Here is a 16082-nt window from a genome sequence, read left to right on the forward strand (position 1 = left end):
CCGATGACCGATTCGATCGAGATCCGCAGCGGAGTCTACTTCGACTCCGTGGCCCTCATGCAGGTGTCCGCACGGGTGAAGAGCACCCCGGGGATCAGCGATGCCCTCATCGGCATGGGCACCCCGCTCAACCTCGACCTCATGCGGGAGGTCGGGTTCGTCGTCGCGGACGGAGCGGCACCCACCGACCTCGTCATCGCCGTGCGCGGCGAGACCGAGGAGGCGCTGGAGGCCGCGCGATCCGCACTCGATGCGGCGTTCGCCGAGCTCGCGGCCGCCGCGGCGGCCGCCGGTGGGCCGCTCGGCGGGGACAGCCCGCCGCTCACGCTGGGTTCGGCCGCGCGCCGGACCGGAGCGGGCCTCGCCGTCGTCTCCGTGCCCGGCGAGTACGCTGCCGTCGAGGTCCACGATGCGCTCGAGGCCGGCTGCTCGGTGATGCTCTTCAGCGACAACGTCCCGGTCGAGACGGAGATCGCGCTCAAGGACGCCGCCGCCGCCCGCGACCTCCTCGTCATGGGCCCCGACTGCGGGACCGCCGCGATCGGCGGGGTCGGACTCGGTTTCGCCAACACCGTGCGGTCGGGGACCTTCGGGATCGTCGCCGCCTCGGGCACCGGCGCGCAGCAGGTCATGACGCTGCTCGACGAGGCCGGGGCCGGGGTGAGCCACGTCCTCGGCACCGGCGGCCGCGACCTCGGGTCCGCCGTGGCCGGACGGACGACGAAGCAGGCGCTGCGCGCGCTCGCCGCGGACCCGGGCACCGAGCACGTCATCATCGTGTCGAAGCCCGCGGACCCCGCGGTTGTGCGCGAGGTCGAATCGCTCGCCGGCGAGCTCGGCCTGCCGGTCTCCTGGGCGGTCCTCGGACCGGACAGCCCGGATCTCACCGCCGGGGTCGAGGCCGCCCTCGCCGCCACCGGGCGCACCGTCCCCCAGTGGCGGTCCTGGGGAGCGGGGGAGCCGCCGGCCGCGGCTACCGCCGCCGGCGGGGACCTGCACGGACTGTACGTGGGCGGGACGCTCGCCGACGAGGCGATGCTCATCGCCTCGTCGGTGCTCGGACCGATCCCGTCGAACATCCCGCTCGACGGAGCACCGGAGATCGACGGCCACAGCCTGCCGGCCTCCGGCCACCGCGTGCTCGACTTCGGCGACGATGCGATGACCCGCGGCCGTGCCCACCCGATGATCGACCCGGAGCTGCGCCAGAGGGCGATCCGGAGCGCGGGCGGGACGGCAGGGGTGCTCCTCCTCGATCTCGTCCTCGGACACGCCTCCCACCCGGACCCGGCCGCCGAACTCGCAGCGGCGATCGCGGAGGCCCGCGAGACGGCGGCGGCCGCCGGTCGCACCCTGCCCGTCGTCGTCGGCCTCGTCGGCACCGACGCGGACCCCCAGGGGCGCGCGGCCGCCGCCGAGGCGCTCGTCGCCGCCGGGGCCGAGGTCTTCAGCTCCCATGCCCGAGCGGTGGGGCGGGCGCTCGCCCACCTCGGCCACGCGGTGCCCACGGCGTCGCCGGTGCGCTCCGCGGACGGGACCGGGGGCGCCGGCGCCGGGCGCGCGGCTGCGTCCGATCCCGCGAGCAGCCCGCTGCGCGGACTCCTCGACCGCGACCCGGTGGTCGTCACCTCCGGGGTGTCCCTGTTCGCCGAGGCCCTGCACGCCCAGGCCGTCGCCGTCACGGAAGTGGCCTGGCAGCCGCCGGCCGGCGACATCCGCGCGCTCACCGCCGTCATGGCCGATGAGCGGCGGGAGGCCGCCAATGCGCAGGCCCTGGAGCGGATGCTCGCCGCCGGCGCCGAGCTCGTCGGCCTGCGGCCGGCGCGCGAGTGCCTGGGACTGGCCGAGACCGAGCTGCTCCACTCCGGCCCGCCGCTGGACTGGGAGCGCGCCTCCGGCCCGATGCGCGGAGCGCTCGCCGGCGCGGTCGTGTTCGAGGGCCTGGCGGATTCCCTCGACGAGGCGGAGGAGGGTCTCGCCGCCGGTCGCTTCTCGTTCGCGCCCTGCCACAGCCGGGACGCGGTGGGTCCGATGGCCGGTGTGGTCTCTCCGAGCATGTGGATGATGGAGTTCGTCGACCCGGTCCACGGCAACCGCGCCTACTGCTCGCTCAACGAGGGTCTGGGCAAGGTGCTGCGCTACGGGGCGAACGGCCCGGAGGTGCTCGAGCGGCTGCGCTGGATGCGCGACGTGCTCGGGCCGGTGCTCGCCGCGGTGCTCGCCGCGCACGGACCGATCGACACGAAGAACTACGTCTCCCAGATGCTCCAGTCCGGCGACGAAGGGCACAACCGCAACCGCACCGGCACGCTGCTCTTCCTCCGGGACATCATGCCCGACCTCCTCTCCCTCGACGGCTGGTCGCGCGAGGACCTCGCCGAGTGCGCGCGGTTCCTCGGCTCGAACGACTACTTCGCGCTCAACATCGTCATGCCCACGTGCAAGCTCGCGCTCGCCGCGGCGAAGGACGTCCCCGGCTCGACCCTCGTGGTGACGATGGCCCGCAACGGCACGGACTTCGGCATCCAGCTCTCCGGCACCGGGGACCGCTGGTACACCGGCCCCGCCCAGCTCCCGCAGGGGCTGTTCCTCGGCTCCTACGGGCCCGACGACGCCAACCCGGACATCGGGGACTCCGCCATCACCGAGACCGCGGGGATCGGGGGGCTCGCGATGGCGGCCGCCCCGGCGATCGTGCGCCTCGTCGGCAGCGATGTCGCGTTCGCGGTGGAGACCACTCTGCGGATGTACGAGATCACGCTCGGCGAGCACCCCGTGCACCAGGTCCCGGTGCTCGAGTTCCGCGGCGTGCCCAGCGGCATCGACGCGACCAAGGTGGTCCGGACCGGGGTGCTCCCGCAGATCAACACCGGCATGGCCGGGAAGATCGCAGGGGTGGGGCAGGTCGGTGCCGGGCTCGTCACCCCGCCGGCGGAGTGCTTCACCGCCGCGCTCGCCGCGCTCGAGGAGACCGTCCCCGGGTGACCGCCGCTCAGCGGTGGATGGGGCCTGCGCCGGATGTCAGCGGCAGACCGGTGGCCCCGGAGGCGTCGCGGAGCACCTCGGCGAAGATCGAGACCGCGGTGGCCTCCGGGGTGCGCGCCCCGAGGTCGAGGCCGATCGGCGCGCGGAGCCTGCCGAGCTCCTCCTCGCTCAGCCCCGCCTCCCGCAGCCCGGCGAGCCGGAGCGCATGCGTGCGTCGGCTGCCGAGCGCCCCGACGTAGCCGACATCGGCCCGGAGCGCGGCGGCGAGGACGGGGACGTCGAACTTGAGATCGTGGGTGAGCACGGCGACGACCGTCGAGGGGTCCACCCGCCCCGCGGAGATCTCCGCCGCGAGGTGATCGTGCGGCCACCGGGCGATGACCTCGTGCGCCTCCGGGAACCGGGCCGCCGTGGCGAACACCGGGCGGGCATCGCACACCGTCACCCGGTAACCCAGGAAGCGGCCGAGCCCTGCGAGCGCCCGCGCATAGTCGATCGCCCCGTAGACGAGCAGCCGGGGCGGGGCGGCGGAGACGACGATGAGCACCCGGGTCCCGCCGCCGAGGCGCCGGCCGGTCGAATCGTACTCCCGCACCCGGGTGCTCCCTGCGGTGAGCAGGCCGCGGGCGTCCTCGGCGACATGCGCGTCGAGGCGCGGATGGCCGAGGCCGCCGACCGTCGCATCCTCGACGGGGATGGCGAGCCACGGGGAGCCCCCGCCGAGCGCGTCGCCGGGCGCGGACCCCGCCGGATCCGCGGGCAGACGCAGGGCGAGGGCCGCCGGTGATTCCGCGCGCACCGCGTGGAGGAATGCGATGAGCGCGGCGGGGTCGGTGACCGGGACGACGCACACGTCGAGCGTCCCCCCGCAGGCCAGCCCCACACCGAACGCCTCGTCGTCGCTGATGCCGTAGTGGGCGATCTGCGCCGAGCGGGATTCCATGACCTCGAGCGCAAGGGCGTGCACGGCGCCCTCGATGCAGCCGCCCGACAGGCTGCCGATCGCCTCGCCGGCGCGGTCGACGGCCATCATGGTGCCGGCCGGGCGGGGCGCGGAGGACCACGTGTCGACGACGACGGCGACCGCGCACTCCCGCCCCTCCTCGAGCCACGCGAGCAGGGGTTCGCAGATGTCACGCACGGGCAGGCTCCCGTCCCGGGGAGGGAGCCCGTCCGATGGTCGCGGCGACCTGCTCCCAATCGGCGACGGTCGTTCCCGGCAGGGTCCGCTCGGCGTGGGCGGCGGCGATCCCCATCGCGCGGGTGGCCGGCTCCCAGCCCGGGCGGCCGGCCCGTGGGTTCACCCAGAGGAAGCGTCGCGACAGCCGGGCGAGCCGCTCGCAGGCGTGGTCCAGCGAGTCCATCGACCCCGTCTCCCAGCCGTCGGACACGAGCACGCAGACGCTGCCGCGCACCGCGAGGGCATTCGAATCGAGCAGGGTCCCCAGCGAATCCCCCAGCCGTGTCCCGCCGACGGCATCGGGCACGTGGTCGAGCATCCGCTCCAGGGCGGCCCCGGCATCCGCCTCGCCGAGCTCAGCGGTGACATGCGTGAGCCGGGTGCCGACGGTGAACACCCGGGCATCCGCCTCGATCCGCCAGCGTCGGGCGAAGCGGATGATCGCGTCGAGCCAGGGGCGCATCGAGGCCGAGACGTCGAGGACGAGGACGACCCGGCGCGGCCGGGGGAGCGGGCGTCGACGCGGCAGCCGGGGGAGGTCGTCGGCGCGCGCCAGAGCGCGCAGCGTGCGCTCGAGATCGACCGGCCCGTGCACCGCGCGGCGGGTGCGCGCACCGATGCGCACGGGCCGCTGCACCGTGAGGCCGTCGATGAGTCGGGCCGCCGCCTCCCGGTCGGCGCCGTCGCCGAGGTCGGTGCGGCGCAGCAGCTCCGTGCGGCTCGCGGCGGCCTCGGGCACCCCGGTCTCCGTGCCCGGGGCCTCGCCGGCACCGGAGCTGTCCGGGGTCCGCACCGGGACGGGGGCAGGGGGCTCGACGCGCGACGGACGCAGCCCGAAATAGCGGGCGAACACCGCATCGTGGACGGCGATCTGCGATTCCTCCCGGCAGCAGATGGCCCGTGAGGCCGCGCGCACCTGCCGGGGGTCGAGCGGGTCGAGCCGCGCCGCGGCCGCGACGAGCAGGTGCATCTCCGGCGGGGTCACGGGGAGCCCGGCCCGCCGCAGGGCGCCGCCCAGACCGAGCAGCACCCCGCTGAGGTCCTGCGTCGTCCCGGCGGCCGGTGTGCGCGGCGTCATGATCCGGGCTCCCGGTCGGCGCCCTCTGCGAGCACTGCGCCGTCGCCGAGTGCTGTACCGTCGCCGAGCACCGCGGCCGGGTCGAACCCGCGGACGTCCGCGGCGTCCTTGAGCACCGTCGACAGCGTCGCCCGCACCGTCGGCTCGGTGAGCTCGACGACGCCGAGCCGGTCGAGGGCACGCAGCCAGTCGAGGGTCTCCGCGGTGCCGGGCGGCCGCACGAGCGGCAGCTCGCGCAGCCGTGCGGCGGCCGCGACGACGGCGGCGCGGAGATCTGCGGACGCTTCGGGTGCGCGCGCCGCCAGGATGCGCTCCTCGAGGGCCCGGCTCGGCTGCTCGAACCAGTGGTAGAGGCAGCGGCGGCGCAGCGCATCGTGGATCTCGCGCGTGCGGTTCGAGGTGAGGACGACGATCGGGGGCCTGGATGTGCCGATCGTCGATTCGGTGCGCCCGAGCTCGGGCACCGACACCGTCCACTCGGAGAGCACCTCGAGGAGCACCGCTTCGAACTCGTCGTCCGTGCGGTCGAGCTCATCGATGAGGAGCACGGCGGGGGTGTCCGCGGTCGACGCCTCGAGCGCGCGGAGGACCGGCCGGGTGAGCAGGAACCGGCGGGAGTGGAGCGCGTCCTCGACCGAATCCGAGGCGAGCACGGTGCCCGTGGTGCGGGCCTCGGCCTCGAGGGAGCGCAGATGGAGGATCTGGCCGGCGAAGTCCCAGTCGTACAGGGCGTGGGCGGCCGTGATCCCCTCGTGGCACTGGAGCCGGAACAGGGGACCGCCGTACACCTCGGCGAGGGCCGCCGCGAGACTCGTCTTGCCCACGCCCGGCACGCCCTCGCACAGGAGCGGGCGCCCGAGCTCGCCTGCGAGCCAGGCCGCGGTCGCGAGGTCGTCCGAGGCGAGATAGCCGGTGCGCGCCAGGGCTGCGGCGAGGGCGGCCGGGGTGTCCGGCGGATCGGGCGGGAGCCGGAGCCCGGCCGCCGCGCAGTCCTCCGGGGTGTCGACGTCGGCTCCGCGATGCGGATCACCGCCGTCGACGAGGGTGAGCTTCCCGCTCGCGGCCGCGTGCTCCAGGAGGCCCCGGGCGCCCGTGTCCCCGGTGGCCGCGGCGCGTGCCGCCGGAACGTGCGCGGCGCCGATGAGCACGGGGTGACCGGGCGCCCCGTCCCACTGCACACGGGCGAGGACGTCGGGACGGGCGTGCTCGAGGAGGCGGGCGCACACCTCGGTCGGGAGCTCGGCGAGATCGACGAGGGAGACGAGCACCGCGGTGAGGCCCGGAGCGTCCGCGGCATCGAGCCCGGCCCGCAGGGAGGTGCCCATGCCGGAGCGCCAGTCGTCGGCGACCACCGCCTCGGCACCGGGCGGAACGAGGTGGCGCGCCCGGTCGGCGGCGCATCCGAGCACGACGACCACCCGGTCGCATCCGGCCGCGCGGAGCCGGTCGACCTGGAGGGCGAGCAGCGGTGCGCCCTCGGAGGTGCGCAGGAGGGCCTTGGGCCCGCCCAGGCGGGTGCCGGCCCCTGCGGCCAGGAGCACGCCGGTGACCTGCACGTCCACTGTTCTCCTCCTCCTCGGAGCCGGCCGGGTCGCTCGTCCCCGCGCGGTCCGGGGGAGCGCGGGGGCGAATCCCGAGTCTACGCGGGACCGGCAGAGGTGACGACGGTGCCCACAGCGCCCTCGGCCGCGGCCCCGAGGGAGGACAGCGCGGTGATCACGCCGCGCCGCCCGCCGCCCTCGACGAAGCGCAGGACCGCTTCGATCTTCGGGCCCATGGACCCGGAGCCGAACTCGCCGGACCGGTGCATCTCGCGCAGCTCGGCGACGGACACCGCGCCGATGTCGCATGCCTCCGGGGTGCCGTACCCGGATACCGCATGGGGCACGTCGGTGGCGATGAGGAGGCAGTCTGCACCGACGCTCGCCGCCAGCCGAGCGGCCGTGAGGTCCTTGTCGATCACCGCGGAGACCCCGTTGTGGCCGTGCCCGTCGGGGACCACGGGGATGCCGCCGCCGCCGGCGGCGACGACGATCCAGCCGGCGTCGACGAGGTGGACGATCGTCCGGGTCTCGAGCACCTCGACGGGGTCGGGGCTCGCGACGACCCGGCGCCAGCCCTTCTCCCCGAAATCGTGCCAGACCTGCCCGTGGCGCTCCATCCGAGCGGCGTGCGCGCGCGGGTGGTAGGCCCCGATCGGCTTGACCGGGTGGGTGAAGGCGGGGTCGTCGGGGTCGACCGCCGTGCGCGTGACGAGCGCGACGACCGGCCGGGCGAGGCCCCTGTCGCCGAGCTCCTTCTCGATCCGGTCGACGATCGTGAAGCCGAGGGTGCCCTGGGTCTGCGCCCCGCACCAGTCGAGCGAGACGGGAGGCAGCTCGCCGGCCGCGATCTCGTTCTTCCGCAGGATGTTGCCCACCTGGGGGCCGTTGCCGTGGGTGACGATGACCTCGTGGCCGGCGGCGACGAGGTCGGCCAGATGGACGGCCGCCCCGGCGATCGCTCGGCGCTGATCGTCCGGTGCGGCCGAGCCGTCCGGTGCGGTCATCGCGTTGCCGCCGAGGGCGACGAGGATCCTCACAGCCAGTCCACCTGCGCGGCCCGGGTGCCGTCCCCGGCGAGCCGGGCGTATCCCGGTCCGCGATCGAAGAACGGCTCGTCCCCGTCGCGCGCGGAGCGCAGCCGCTCCCGCTCGGCGTCGGAGGCCGCGGAGTCCACCGCGAGCTCGTCGCCGGATCCGGTGACGACGATCCCGTAGTCCGCGCGGGCGCCCTCGACGCTGACCTTGCCCCAGGAGACGTCGCGGAGGACCTCCTCGGCGGGCCGGTCGAGGGGATCGCCCCAGCCGCCGCCGCCGGTGGTGCGGATGCGCACCACCTCGCCGGCGGCGATCGGCTCGGCATCGGCGAGCGCGTCGATCTCCCGCTCGTTCGGACCGCCCGGATCGATCGTGACCTGGAACGGACGTCCCGCCTTCCCGCCGCGCACGCCCCAGCAGGCGAGGATCGAGCGGTCGGCGATCGACATGAAGTGGCCTTCGCGCAGCATCCTGATGTGCTTCTCGTAGCCGAGCCCGCCGCGGTAGCGGCCGGCCCCACCGGAGTCGACGGCGAGCCCGAGCCGCTCGACCCGGAAGGGGAACCGGGACTCGGTGAACTCCGTGGGGAGGTTGCGGGAGTCGGGCACGACGTGGATCGTGTCCTCGCCGTCGGCGTAGTAGCGCCCGCCCGAGCCGCCGCCGAGCACTTCGCGCATGAGGTAGTCGTTGCCGTCGGTGTCCTTGCCGTAGACGCCGGTGTAGCGGATCGTCTCCTGGTCGGCCGGCATCTGTCCGTCGACCGCCTTCGCGACGACCCCGGCGAGCACTCCGAGCAGACGCAGGATGACGAAGGTGCGGGCGTTCGTCGGGCCGGGGAAGATCGGGGTGAGCAGGGTGCCCTTCTCCGGGAAGCGCATCTCGATGAGCGGGACGATGCCCTCGTTGACGTCGAGCTCGGCCATCCGCTCGGGCCCGTCGGCGAGGTTGCGGAGGATCGGGGCGAGCCACTTCTTGAGGAAGTTGCCGCCGACGTAGTCCCCGCAGTGGTTGATCGGCCCGGCCGCCTGGGCGGCGGTGCCGGTGAAGTCGATGATGAGGCGCGGTCCGCCGTCGCCCGGACCCGGGCCGCCGGTCGAGGTCTTCGTCAGCGTGATCCGCTGCGTGTGGAGCTGCGGCTCGGCGACCCCGTCGTGCTCGGCGTAGTCCTCCCACACGTACTGCCCGTCGGGGATCTTCGCGAGGATCTCACGGCGGTAGATGTCGGTGGTGTTGTCGAGGATCGTGTCGAAGGCGCCCTCGACGGTCTCGACCCCGTAGCGGGTGAAGAGCTCCGCGAGCCGCCGGGCTCCCATGAGGCAGGCCGAGCACTCGGCGTCGAGGTCGGCGGCGAGCGAGTCGGGCATGCGGGAGTTCCGGGTCATGATGCGCAGCGCGGCTCGGTTCGGCACACCGGCGTCCCACAGCTTGATCGGCGGGATCATGAGACCCTCCTCGAAGACGCTCGTCGCTCCCGAGGGCATGGAGCCCGGGCAGGCCCCGCCGATGTCGTCGTGGTGGCCGAAGGCCTGGACGAAGCACACGACCTCGCCGTCGGCGAACACCGGGACGGTGACGCACATGTCCGGCAGGTGTCCGATCCCGCCCTCGGAGGCGTAGACGTCGTTGTGGAAGAACACGTCCCCCTCGCGCATCTCCTCGATGGGGAAGTCGCGGACGACCGGGTGGACGAGTGCGGAGTACGAGCGTCCGGTGAGCTTGCGGAGCTGCCGGTCGTGGATGCCGGCCCGGAAGTCGTGGGCGTCGCGGATCATCGGCGAGCGCGAGGTGCGGGCGATCGCCGTCTCGACCTCCATCTCCACGCTCGCCAGCGTCCCCTCGACGATCTCGACGATGATGGGGTCGACGGCGGTGCCGTCCGGGGTGAGCCGACCTCCGTGGGAGTACGCGGTCGGGAGCCCGGCCGGGTTGATCGGGGAGGCGGCGATGTAGTCCGCGAGCTCCTGTCCGGTGAGCGGCGCGAGGCCGAGCATCGAACCGGAGTCCTGAGCGGGCGTCTGCCGGGTGGGTGTGGAGTCGGTGGTGGTCACTGCGCTGCCTCCGTGGTGGTGCGGGTGATGACGAGGTTGCCGGCGGAATCGACGTCGGCGCGGAATCCGGGATGGACGGGGACGGTGGAGCCGAACTCCTCGATGATCGCCGGACCGGTGATCCGGTCGCCGGAGAGCAGCTCGGGCCGCCAGTAGACACCGGCCTCGACGAACCCGGCGTCGGCGTCGAAGCACACCTCGCGGACGGAGGTGCGGGCGCGCTCGTCGATGTCGGGGGCGCCGGCTGCGGCGGCGATCTGCGGGATCTCCGGACGGGTGATGGGGCCGATGCCCGACACCCGGAGGTTGACCCACTCGACCTGCTGCTCGGCGTCGCCGGCGAAGTCGTAGCCGTAGAGGCTGCGGTGCTCGGCATGGAAGGCGGCGGTGACGGAGTCGGCCCATTCCCGGGTCACCGGACCGGCCGGGGCGGGCACCCGGACCTCGAAGGCCTGACCGAAGTAGCGGAGGTCGACCGAGCGCTGGAACTCGTGGTCGGCGGCTTCGAAGCCCTCGTCGGTGAGCGCGGACGCGGCCTGCGCGGTGAGCGCGTCGAAGATCGAGGTGATCGCCTCGAGGTCGAGACCGATGTCCTTCGCGACGTTGGTCTGCACGTAGTCGTTGCGGACGTCGACGGTGAGGAGTCCGAAGGCGGAGACGTTGCCGGGGTTGGGCGGGACGAGCACCCCGGCGAGGTCGAGGATGTCGACGAGCCGGCAGGCGAGCAGCGAGCCCGAGCCGCCGAAGGTCGCGAGCATGAAGTCGCGCACGTCGAGCCCGCGCTTGACCGAGATCTGCCGCAGCGCGTTCGCCTGGTTCCAGGCGCTGATCTCGAGGATGCCGGCCGCGGCGTGCTCCGGGCTCAGACCCAGGCGCTCGGCGAGCGCGGCGATCCCGGTGCGCGCCGCCTCGACGTCGAGGGGGATCTCCCCGCCGAGGAGGTGCGCCGGGATGCGCCCGAGGAACACGTGCGCATCGGTGATCGTGGGTTCGGTGCCGCCCTTCGCGTAGCACAGCGGACCCGGATCCGCTCCTGCCGACTGGGGGCCGACCTTGAGCTGGCCCTCGGGGGTGGTCCACGCGATCGAGCCGCCGCCGGCGCCGACGGTGACGACATCGATCATCGGGATCTTCGACGGGTAGGCGCCGACGGTTCCCTCGGTGGTGAGCGCCGGCTCTCCGTCGAGGACGACGGTGACGTCGGTCGAGGTCCCGCCGCCGTCGCAGGTGAGGACCTTCTCGAAGCCGGCCTCCCGGGCGATGAGTCCGGCCCCCAGGGCGCCGGCGGCGGGGCCGGAGAGGACCGTGGTGATGGGCTGGTGGACGACCTCGTCGGCGGACAGCACTCCGCCGTTGGACTTCATGATGTAGAACGGGATCGAGCCGCGGTCGCCGTGCTCTGCACCGGTGTAGGCGTCGAGGCGCTCGTGGATGTTCGTCACATAGCGCGACACCTTGGGCTTGACGGCCGCGTCGACGAGCGTCGTCATCGACCGCTCGTACTCGCGGTACTCCCGGAGCACCTCGGAGCTCAGGGACACGACGGCGTCCGGGTGCTCCTCGGCGAGGATCGCGCGCATGCGCTGCTCGTGATCGGGGTTCGCATAGGCGTGGAGGAAGTTGACCCCGAGGGTGTTGACGTCGTGCTCCCGGAACCACCGGGCGGCGGCGCGGGCCCCCTCCTCGTCGAAGGGGCGGACCTCGTTGCCCTCGAAGTCCATCCGGCCGGCGACCGTCTTGACGAGGTCGGCGGGCACGATGCGCCCGGGCTTGACCCAGAAGTAGGAGTTGCCGTAGCCGTCGGGGACGGCCTGGCGGGCGATCTCGAGGATGAACTCGTAGCCCTCCGTGGTGATGAATCCGAGGCGGTCGAGCTTGCCCTCGAGGAGCTGGTTCGTCGCCACCGTCGTGCCGTGGCTCACCGCGGCGATGTCCGCGCCGGTGGCCGAGAGCTCCGCGAGCACCTTGTCGATCCCGGTGATGAAGCCGTCGGCGGGGTTCGCCGGGGTCGACGGGGTCTTCGTCGTCGTCAGAGTTCCCGAGTCCTCGTCGAAGGCGACGATGTCGGTGAAGGTTCCGCCGGTGTCGATGCCGATGCGGATGCGCCGCTGCGCTGTCGTCATGGGAGTCCTTCCGGATGCGTTCGCTCGAGTGCTGAGCGGCCGGACCGCCCATGGCACGGAAGGGGTCCGTGCCTGCTCGCGCTCTCATTCTCCCGGGTGATGCACGCCACACCTTCGGCAACTTCTGCCGAATCAGCACCGCTTTCTTGGGAACCGGGGCGGCTGCTCGCCGGCCTCCCGGATCAGTCCCCGGCCTCCCGCCTCAGGCCAGGGAGTCGCGCCAGGCGCGGTGGAGGGCGGCGAACCGCCCGGTGCCCGCGATGAGCGCGGCGGGCTCGCCGTCCTCGATGATCCGGCCCGCCTCCATGACGAGCACCCGGTCGGCGATCTCCACCGTGGACAGGCGGTGGGCGATGATGATCGCGGTGCGGCCGGCGAGCACGGTCTCGAGCGCGGACTGCACGAGCCGTTCGGAGGGGATGTCGAGGTGCGCCGTCGCCTCGTCGAGCACGATGACGCCGGGATCGGCGAGGAACGCCCGGGCGAAGGACACGAGCTGGCGCTGCCCGGAGCTCAGCCGGCCCCCGCGGGAGCGGACGTCGGTGGCGTAGCCGGCGGGCAGGCGGGCGACGTAGGCATCGAGGCCCACGGCCCGACCCGCCGCCTCGACCTCGGCGTCGGTGGCCTCCGGGCGGCCGATCCGGATGTTGTCCGCGATCGTGCCGCTGAGCAGGAACGACTCCTGGGTCACCATGACGATGGACCGGCGCAGCGCGGCGTCGGCGAGATCGCGCAGATCGACGCCGTCGACGGCCACGGTGCCGGCGGACGGATCGTAGAAGCGGGTGACGAGCTTGACGAGCGTGGACTTCCCGGCGCCGGTCGCCCCGACGAGCGCGACGGTCTGGCCGGCCGGGATCCTCAGGTCGAAGGTCGGGAGGATGTCCGGGCCCTCGCCGTAGGAGAACCGGACGGCGGAGAACGCGAGCTCCCGCCCGGCCGCGTCCGCGCTCCGGCGCGCGGGCAGGGCGACGGGGTGGTCCGGCTCCTCGACCGTGGGCTCGGTGTCGAGGACCGCCGCGATCTTCTCCAGGGCGGCCGATGCCGACTGGTAGAGGTTGAAGGTCTGCACGAGCTCGTCGAGCGGGCCGTAGAACCGGCGCAGGTAGAGGACGAACGCGGCGAGCACACCGATCTGCGTCCAGTCCTCGATGACGAACCACGCGCCGACGGCCATCACCGCGGCCTGCGTGACGTTGCCGATGAGCCGGGTCGAGCCGGCGAACCACGCGACCCCGCGCAGCGCCCGGACGTTGGCGTCGCGGTACTGCTCGTCCTCGCTCTCGAGCCGCTGCCGGCCGTGCGGCTGGCGGCGGAACGCCTGCACCGCGCGGATCCCGCCCATCGTCTCGACGAAGTGGACGATGACCTTCGCGATCGAGGTGCGCGTGCGGCGGAAGGCCGCCCGCTGGGTGCGCTGGGCGGCGCGGGTGGTGAAGACGAGCGGGATGAACCCGGCGAACACGACGAGCGCGAGCCGCCAGTCGAGGACCACGAGGATGACGGCGATGCACGTCATCTGCCCGAGCGCGGAGAGCGCGTCCATGAGCGAGTAGCCGAGGAACTGCTGCACCGATTCCATGTCCGAGGTCTGCCGGGACACGAGCCGGCCCGAGGTCGACTTCTCGTGGTAGCCGAGGTCGAGGCGCTGGGTGTGGACGAACAGGCGCGTGCGGAGGTCGAACATGATCTTCTGCGCGAGCACGCCGACGAGCCGGTTCGCCAGGCCCATCCCGAGCCCGCCGAGCAGGGTGACACCGACGAAGCCGCCGATCGCCCAGGCGAGCGCGCCGAAGTCCCCGTCCGCGGCGCGGGGGAGGCCCTCGTCGAGCGCGAGCGCGACGAACACCGGGTCGAGCACCGAGGCGAGGATCGTCAGCGCGACGATGACGGCGAAGGCGATGATGCCGCCGCGGTAGGGGCGGGCGAGGGAGCCGAGCAGCCGGCGGGCGCGGCGCGCGATGTCCGGCGGCAGCACCTCGGTGTCGTGCGCCTCGTCCGGGCGGGTGGCTGTCACCGGTGCACCTCCTCGGGGGCGGAGGCGCCCATGAGGTCGCGGTAGGTGCGGCTCGTGCGGAGCAGCTCCTCGTGCGTGCCGGTCGCGACGATCCGGCCGTCGTCGAGCACCGCGACCCGGTCGGCAAGCGCGGTCGTCGAGGGCCGATGGGCGATGATGAGCGTCGTCGAGGCGTGGAGCACCTCGCGCAGGGCGCGCTGCACCCGCTCCTCGGTGTCGACGTCGACGGCGGAGAGCGGATCGTCGAGGACGAGCAGCCGGGGGCGGCCGATCACCGCGCGGGCGAGCGCGAGGCGCTGGCGCTGGCCGCCGGACAACGACAGCCCCTGCTCGCCGACCTCGGTGTCGAGGCCCGCGGGCAGGGCGCGCACGAAATCGGCGGCCCGCGCGATCTCCAGGGCCTCCCACACCTCGGCCTCGCCTGCGCCCGGCGAGCCCATGCGGACGTTGTCGGCCACGGTGGCGGAGAACAGGATGGGCTCCTCGAAGCTCACCGAGACGAGCCGGCGGAGCTCGTTGAGGGGGAGCTCGCGGATGTCGGTGCCGTCGATCCGGATCGCCCCCGAGCTCACGTCGTAGAGGCGCGGGACGAGCGAGGCGAGCGCTGTCTTGCCGCTGCCGGTGGCACCGACGAGCGCCAGCGTCTCACCGGGGGCCACCCGCAGGCTCACCCCGCGCAGGGTGAGGAGGTCCGTGTCGGGGAAGCCGAAGGCGACGTCGTCGAACTCGAGGACGCCGGTGAATGCGCGGGACGGGGGAGCGTCATCGATGCCGCCGTCGGTGTCGGTGATGTCGAAGGCGGTGTCCATGACCTCCCAGTAGCGGGCGGCGGCGGTGACGGACATGATCGCGTCGGACAGCAGGAAGCCGAGCATCTCCACCGGGATGCGGAGCACCATGACCAGGGTGACGCCGGCGACGACGGTGCCCACCGTGGTCCAGCCGGCGAGCACGCCCCAGGAGCCCACCGCGATGACCGCGGCCATCGCGAGGCGCGGCAGGGTCATCGTGCCCGCCCACATCCACGAGTCGAGGTAGGCCTTCCGCACCTCGATGGCGCGGAGGTGGGCGGAGATCGCCTCGAACCGCTCGGTCACCCAGGGTGCACGGCCGAACGCCTTGATCACCCGGATGCCCTGGACGGACTCCTCGACCTGGGTGGAGATCACGCCCATGGTGTCCTGGGAGGCGCGGGACTCCCGCTGGTAGCGGGCGTTGAAGACGATGACGCCGGCGAGCATGGGGATCGCCATGAGCACCGCGATGAGCCCGAACGCCGGCTCCATCACCGTGAGGACGATGATGCCGGTGACGATGACGAACGGGGTGGAGACGATGAACGGGGCGCCGAACGCGAAGAACCGGCGCAGCTGGGTCATGTCGTTGATCGCGCGCGACAGCAGCTGCCCGGACTCCCAGAAGCCGTGCACGCCGATCGACAGGTACTGGAGGCGGTCGTAGATCCGGGCCCGCCAGGTGATCTCCCACTGCGAGACGACCTTCGCCGCGATCATCCGCCGTCCCCACAGGGCCACCGCCTCGACGACGCCGATGCCGAGCACCGCCGCGATCGGCAGCCACAGGGCGGACAGGTCCTGCTCCGCGATCGGCCCGTCGACGATCCGCCCCATGAGTGCGGGCACGAGCAGCGAGATCGCGTTCGCCGCGAAGGTCAGCGCGATGATCGTGAGGTAGACATGGAGCTTGCGCCGGATGTCGGGCCAGAAGCGGAGGAGGGAGCGCACGGCAGTCAAGCCTACTCCGCGGGCCCGCCGCTGTCGCCGGGTAGCAGCCGGGTGCGCGGCCTGCGGCGGCGGTGACCGGAGCGGCGGCGAGCGCGGACACGGAATCCACGATGCGAGACGGAGTGGCCGCCATTTGACATGCACCACCGGGGCGCGGGTAAGGTCGCTCACATGCAGAACCTTGTCGTCGTCATTACGCAGCGCGCGGTGAACCCGTAGAGCTGTCGCTTCGACGACGTCCCGCGCGCCCCTCCCGGAAACCGGACAGGGGCGTTTCTCATGCGGGGACCAGTTCAGTACACGATGAAGGAGTCAAGTTGGCAGCCTC

General features: G+C 73.3%; 9 protein-coding genes. 1 reads left to right on the forward strand and 8 read right to left on the reverse strand.

Annotated features, from left to right (window positions below; all coding sequences use genetic code 11):
* The first annotated feature begins 3 nt into the window (after positions 1 to 3).
* Positions 4 to 2985, forward strand: a complete 2982-nt coding sequence (locus AB0I45_RS03630) for a DUF1116 domain-containing protein (RefSeq protein ID WP_360316787.1) — start codon at positions 4 to 6, stop codon at positions 2983 to 2985.
* 7 nt (positions 2986 to 2992) lie between these two features.
* On the opposite strand, the gene AB0I45_RS03635 is transcribed toward AB0I45_RS03630, so the two are convergent.
* From AB0I45_RS03635 to AB0I45_RS03670, 8 genes are all read right to left on the reverse strand, one after another.
* A complete protein-coding gene (locus AB0I45_RS03635) occupies positions 2993 to 4126 on the reverse strand; it encodes an XdhC/CoxI family protein (RefSeq protein ID WP_137320204.1) in 1134 nt (377 codons plus the stop codon).
* Positions 4119 to 5243, reverse strand: coding sequence for a VWA domain-containing protein (locus tag AB0I45_RS03640; RefSeq protein WP_360316791.1), 1125 nt, complete (start codon positions 5241 to 5243; stop codon positions 4119 to 4121). The genes AB0I45_RS03635 and AB0I45_RS03640 overlap by 8 nt, the downstream gene beginning before the upstream one ends.
* Positions 5240 to 6805, reverse strand: coding sequence for an NTP transferase domain-containing protein (locus AB0I45_RS03645; RefSeq protein WP_360316794.1), 1566 nt, complete (start codon positions 6803 to 6805; stop codon positions 5240 to 5242). Before AB0I45_RS03645 ends, AB0I45_RS03640 begins: the two co-directional genes overlap by 4 nt.
* 77 nt (positions 6806 to 6882) lie before the next feature.
* Positions 6883 to 7824 carry a carbamate kinase gene (gene arcC, locus AB0I45_RS03650; RefSeq protein WP_360316797.1) on the reverse strand — a complete coding sequence of 314 codons (942 nt, stop codon included), beginning with the start codon at positions 7822 to 7824 and terminating at the stop codon, positions 6883 to 6885.
* The gene (locus tag AB0I45_RS03655; RefSeq protein ID WP_360316800.1) at positions 7821 to 9869 is read right to left on the reverse strand and encodes a hydantoinase B/oxoprolinase family protein; all 2049 of its coding nucleotides are present in this window, start codon (positions 9867 to 9869) and stop codon (positions 7821 to 7823) included. Before AB0I45_RS03655 ends, arcC begins: the two co-directional genes overlap by 4 nt.
* Positions 9866 to 11992: a hydantoinase/oxoprolinase family protein gene (locus AB0I45_RS03660; protein ID WP_360316803.1), complete on the reverse strand. Its 2127-nt coding sequence runs from the start codon at positions 11990 to 11992 to the stop codon at positions 9866 to 9868. Before AB0I45_RS03660 ends, AB0I45_RS03655 begins: the two co-directional genes overlap by 4 nt.
* Positions 11993 to 12194: 202 nt before the next feature.
* The gene (locus AB0I45_RS03665; protein WP_360316806.1) at positions 12195 to 14009 is read right to left on the reverse strand and encodes an ABC transporter ATP-binding protein; all 1815 of its coding nucleotides are present in this window, start codon (positions 14007 to 14009) and stop codon (positions 12195 to 12197) included.
* Complete coding sequence (locus AB0I45_RS03670; protein WP_360316809.1) at positions 14006 to 15754, reverse strand: ABC transporter ATP-binding protein; 1749 nt, start codon at positions 15752 to 15754, stop codon at positions 14006 to 14008. The genes AB0I45_RS03665 and AB0I45_RS03670 overlap by 4 nt, the downstream gene beginning before the upstream one ends.
* Positions 15755 to 16082: the final 328 nt, after the last annotated feature.

The organism is Brevibacterium sp. NPDC049920 (assembly GCF_040656435.1).
Taxonomy (GTDB): domain Bacteria; phylum Actinomycetota; class Actinomycetes; order Actinomycetales; family Brevibacteriaceae; genus Brevibacterium; species Brevibacterium pityocampae.

What these genes read in the sequence shown, in the direction of transcription:
- AB0I45_RS03630 (WP_360316787.1), top strand. Translation starts at nt 4, where the DNA reads ATGACCGATTCGATCGAGATCCGCAGCGGAGTCTACTTCGACTCCGTG.
- AB0I45_RS03640 (WP_360316791.1), bottom strand. Translation starts at nt 5,243, where the DNA reads ATGACGCCGCGCACACCGGCCGCCGGGACGACGCAGGACCTCAGCGGG.
- AB0I45_RS03660 (WP_360316803.1), bottom strand. Translation starts at nt 11,992, where the DNA reads ATGACGACAGCGCAGCGGCGCATCCGCATCGGCATCGACACCGGCGGA.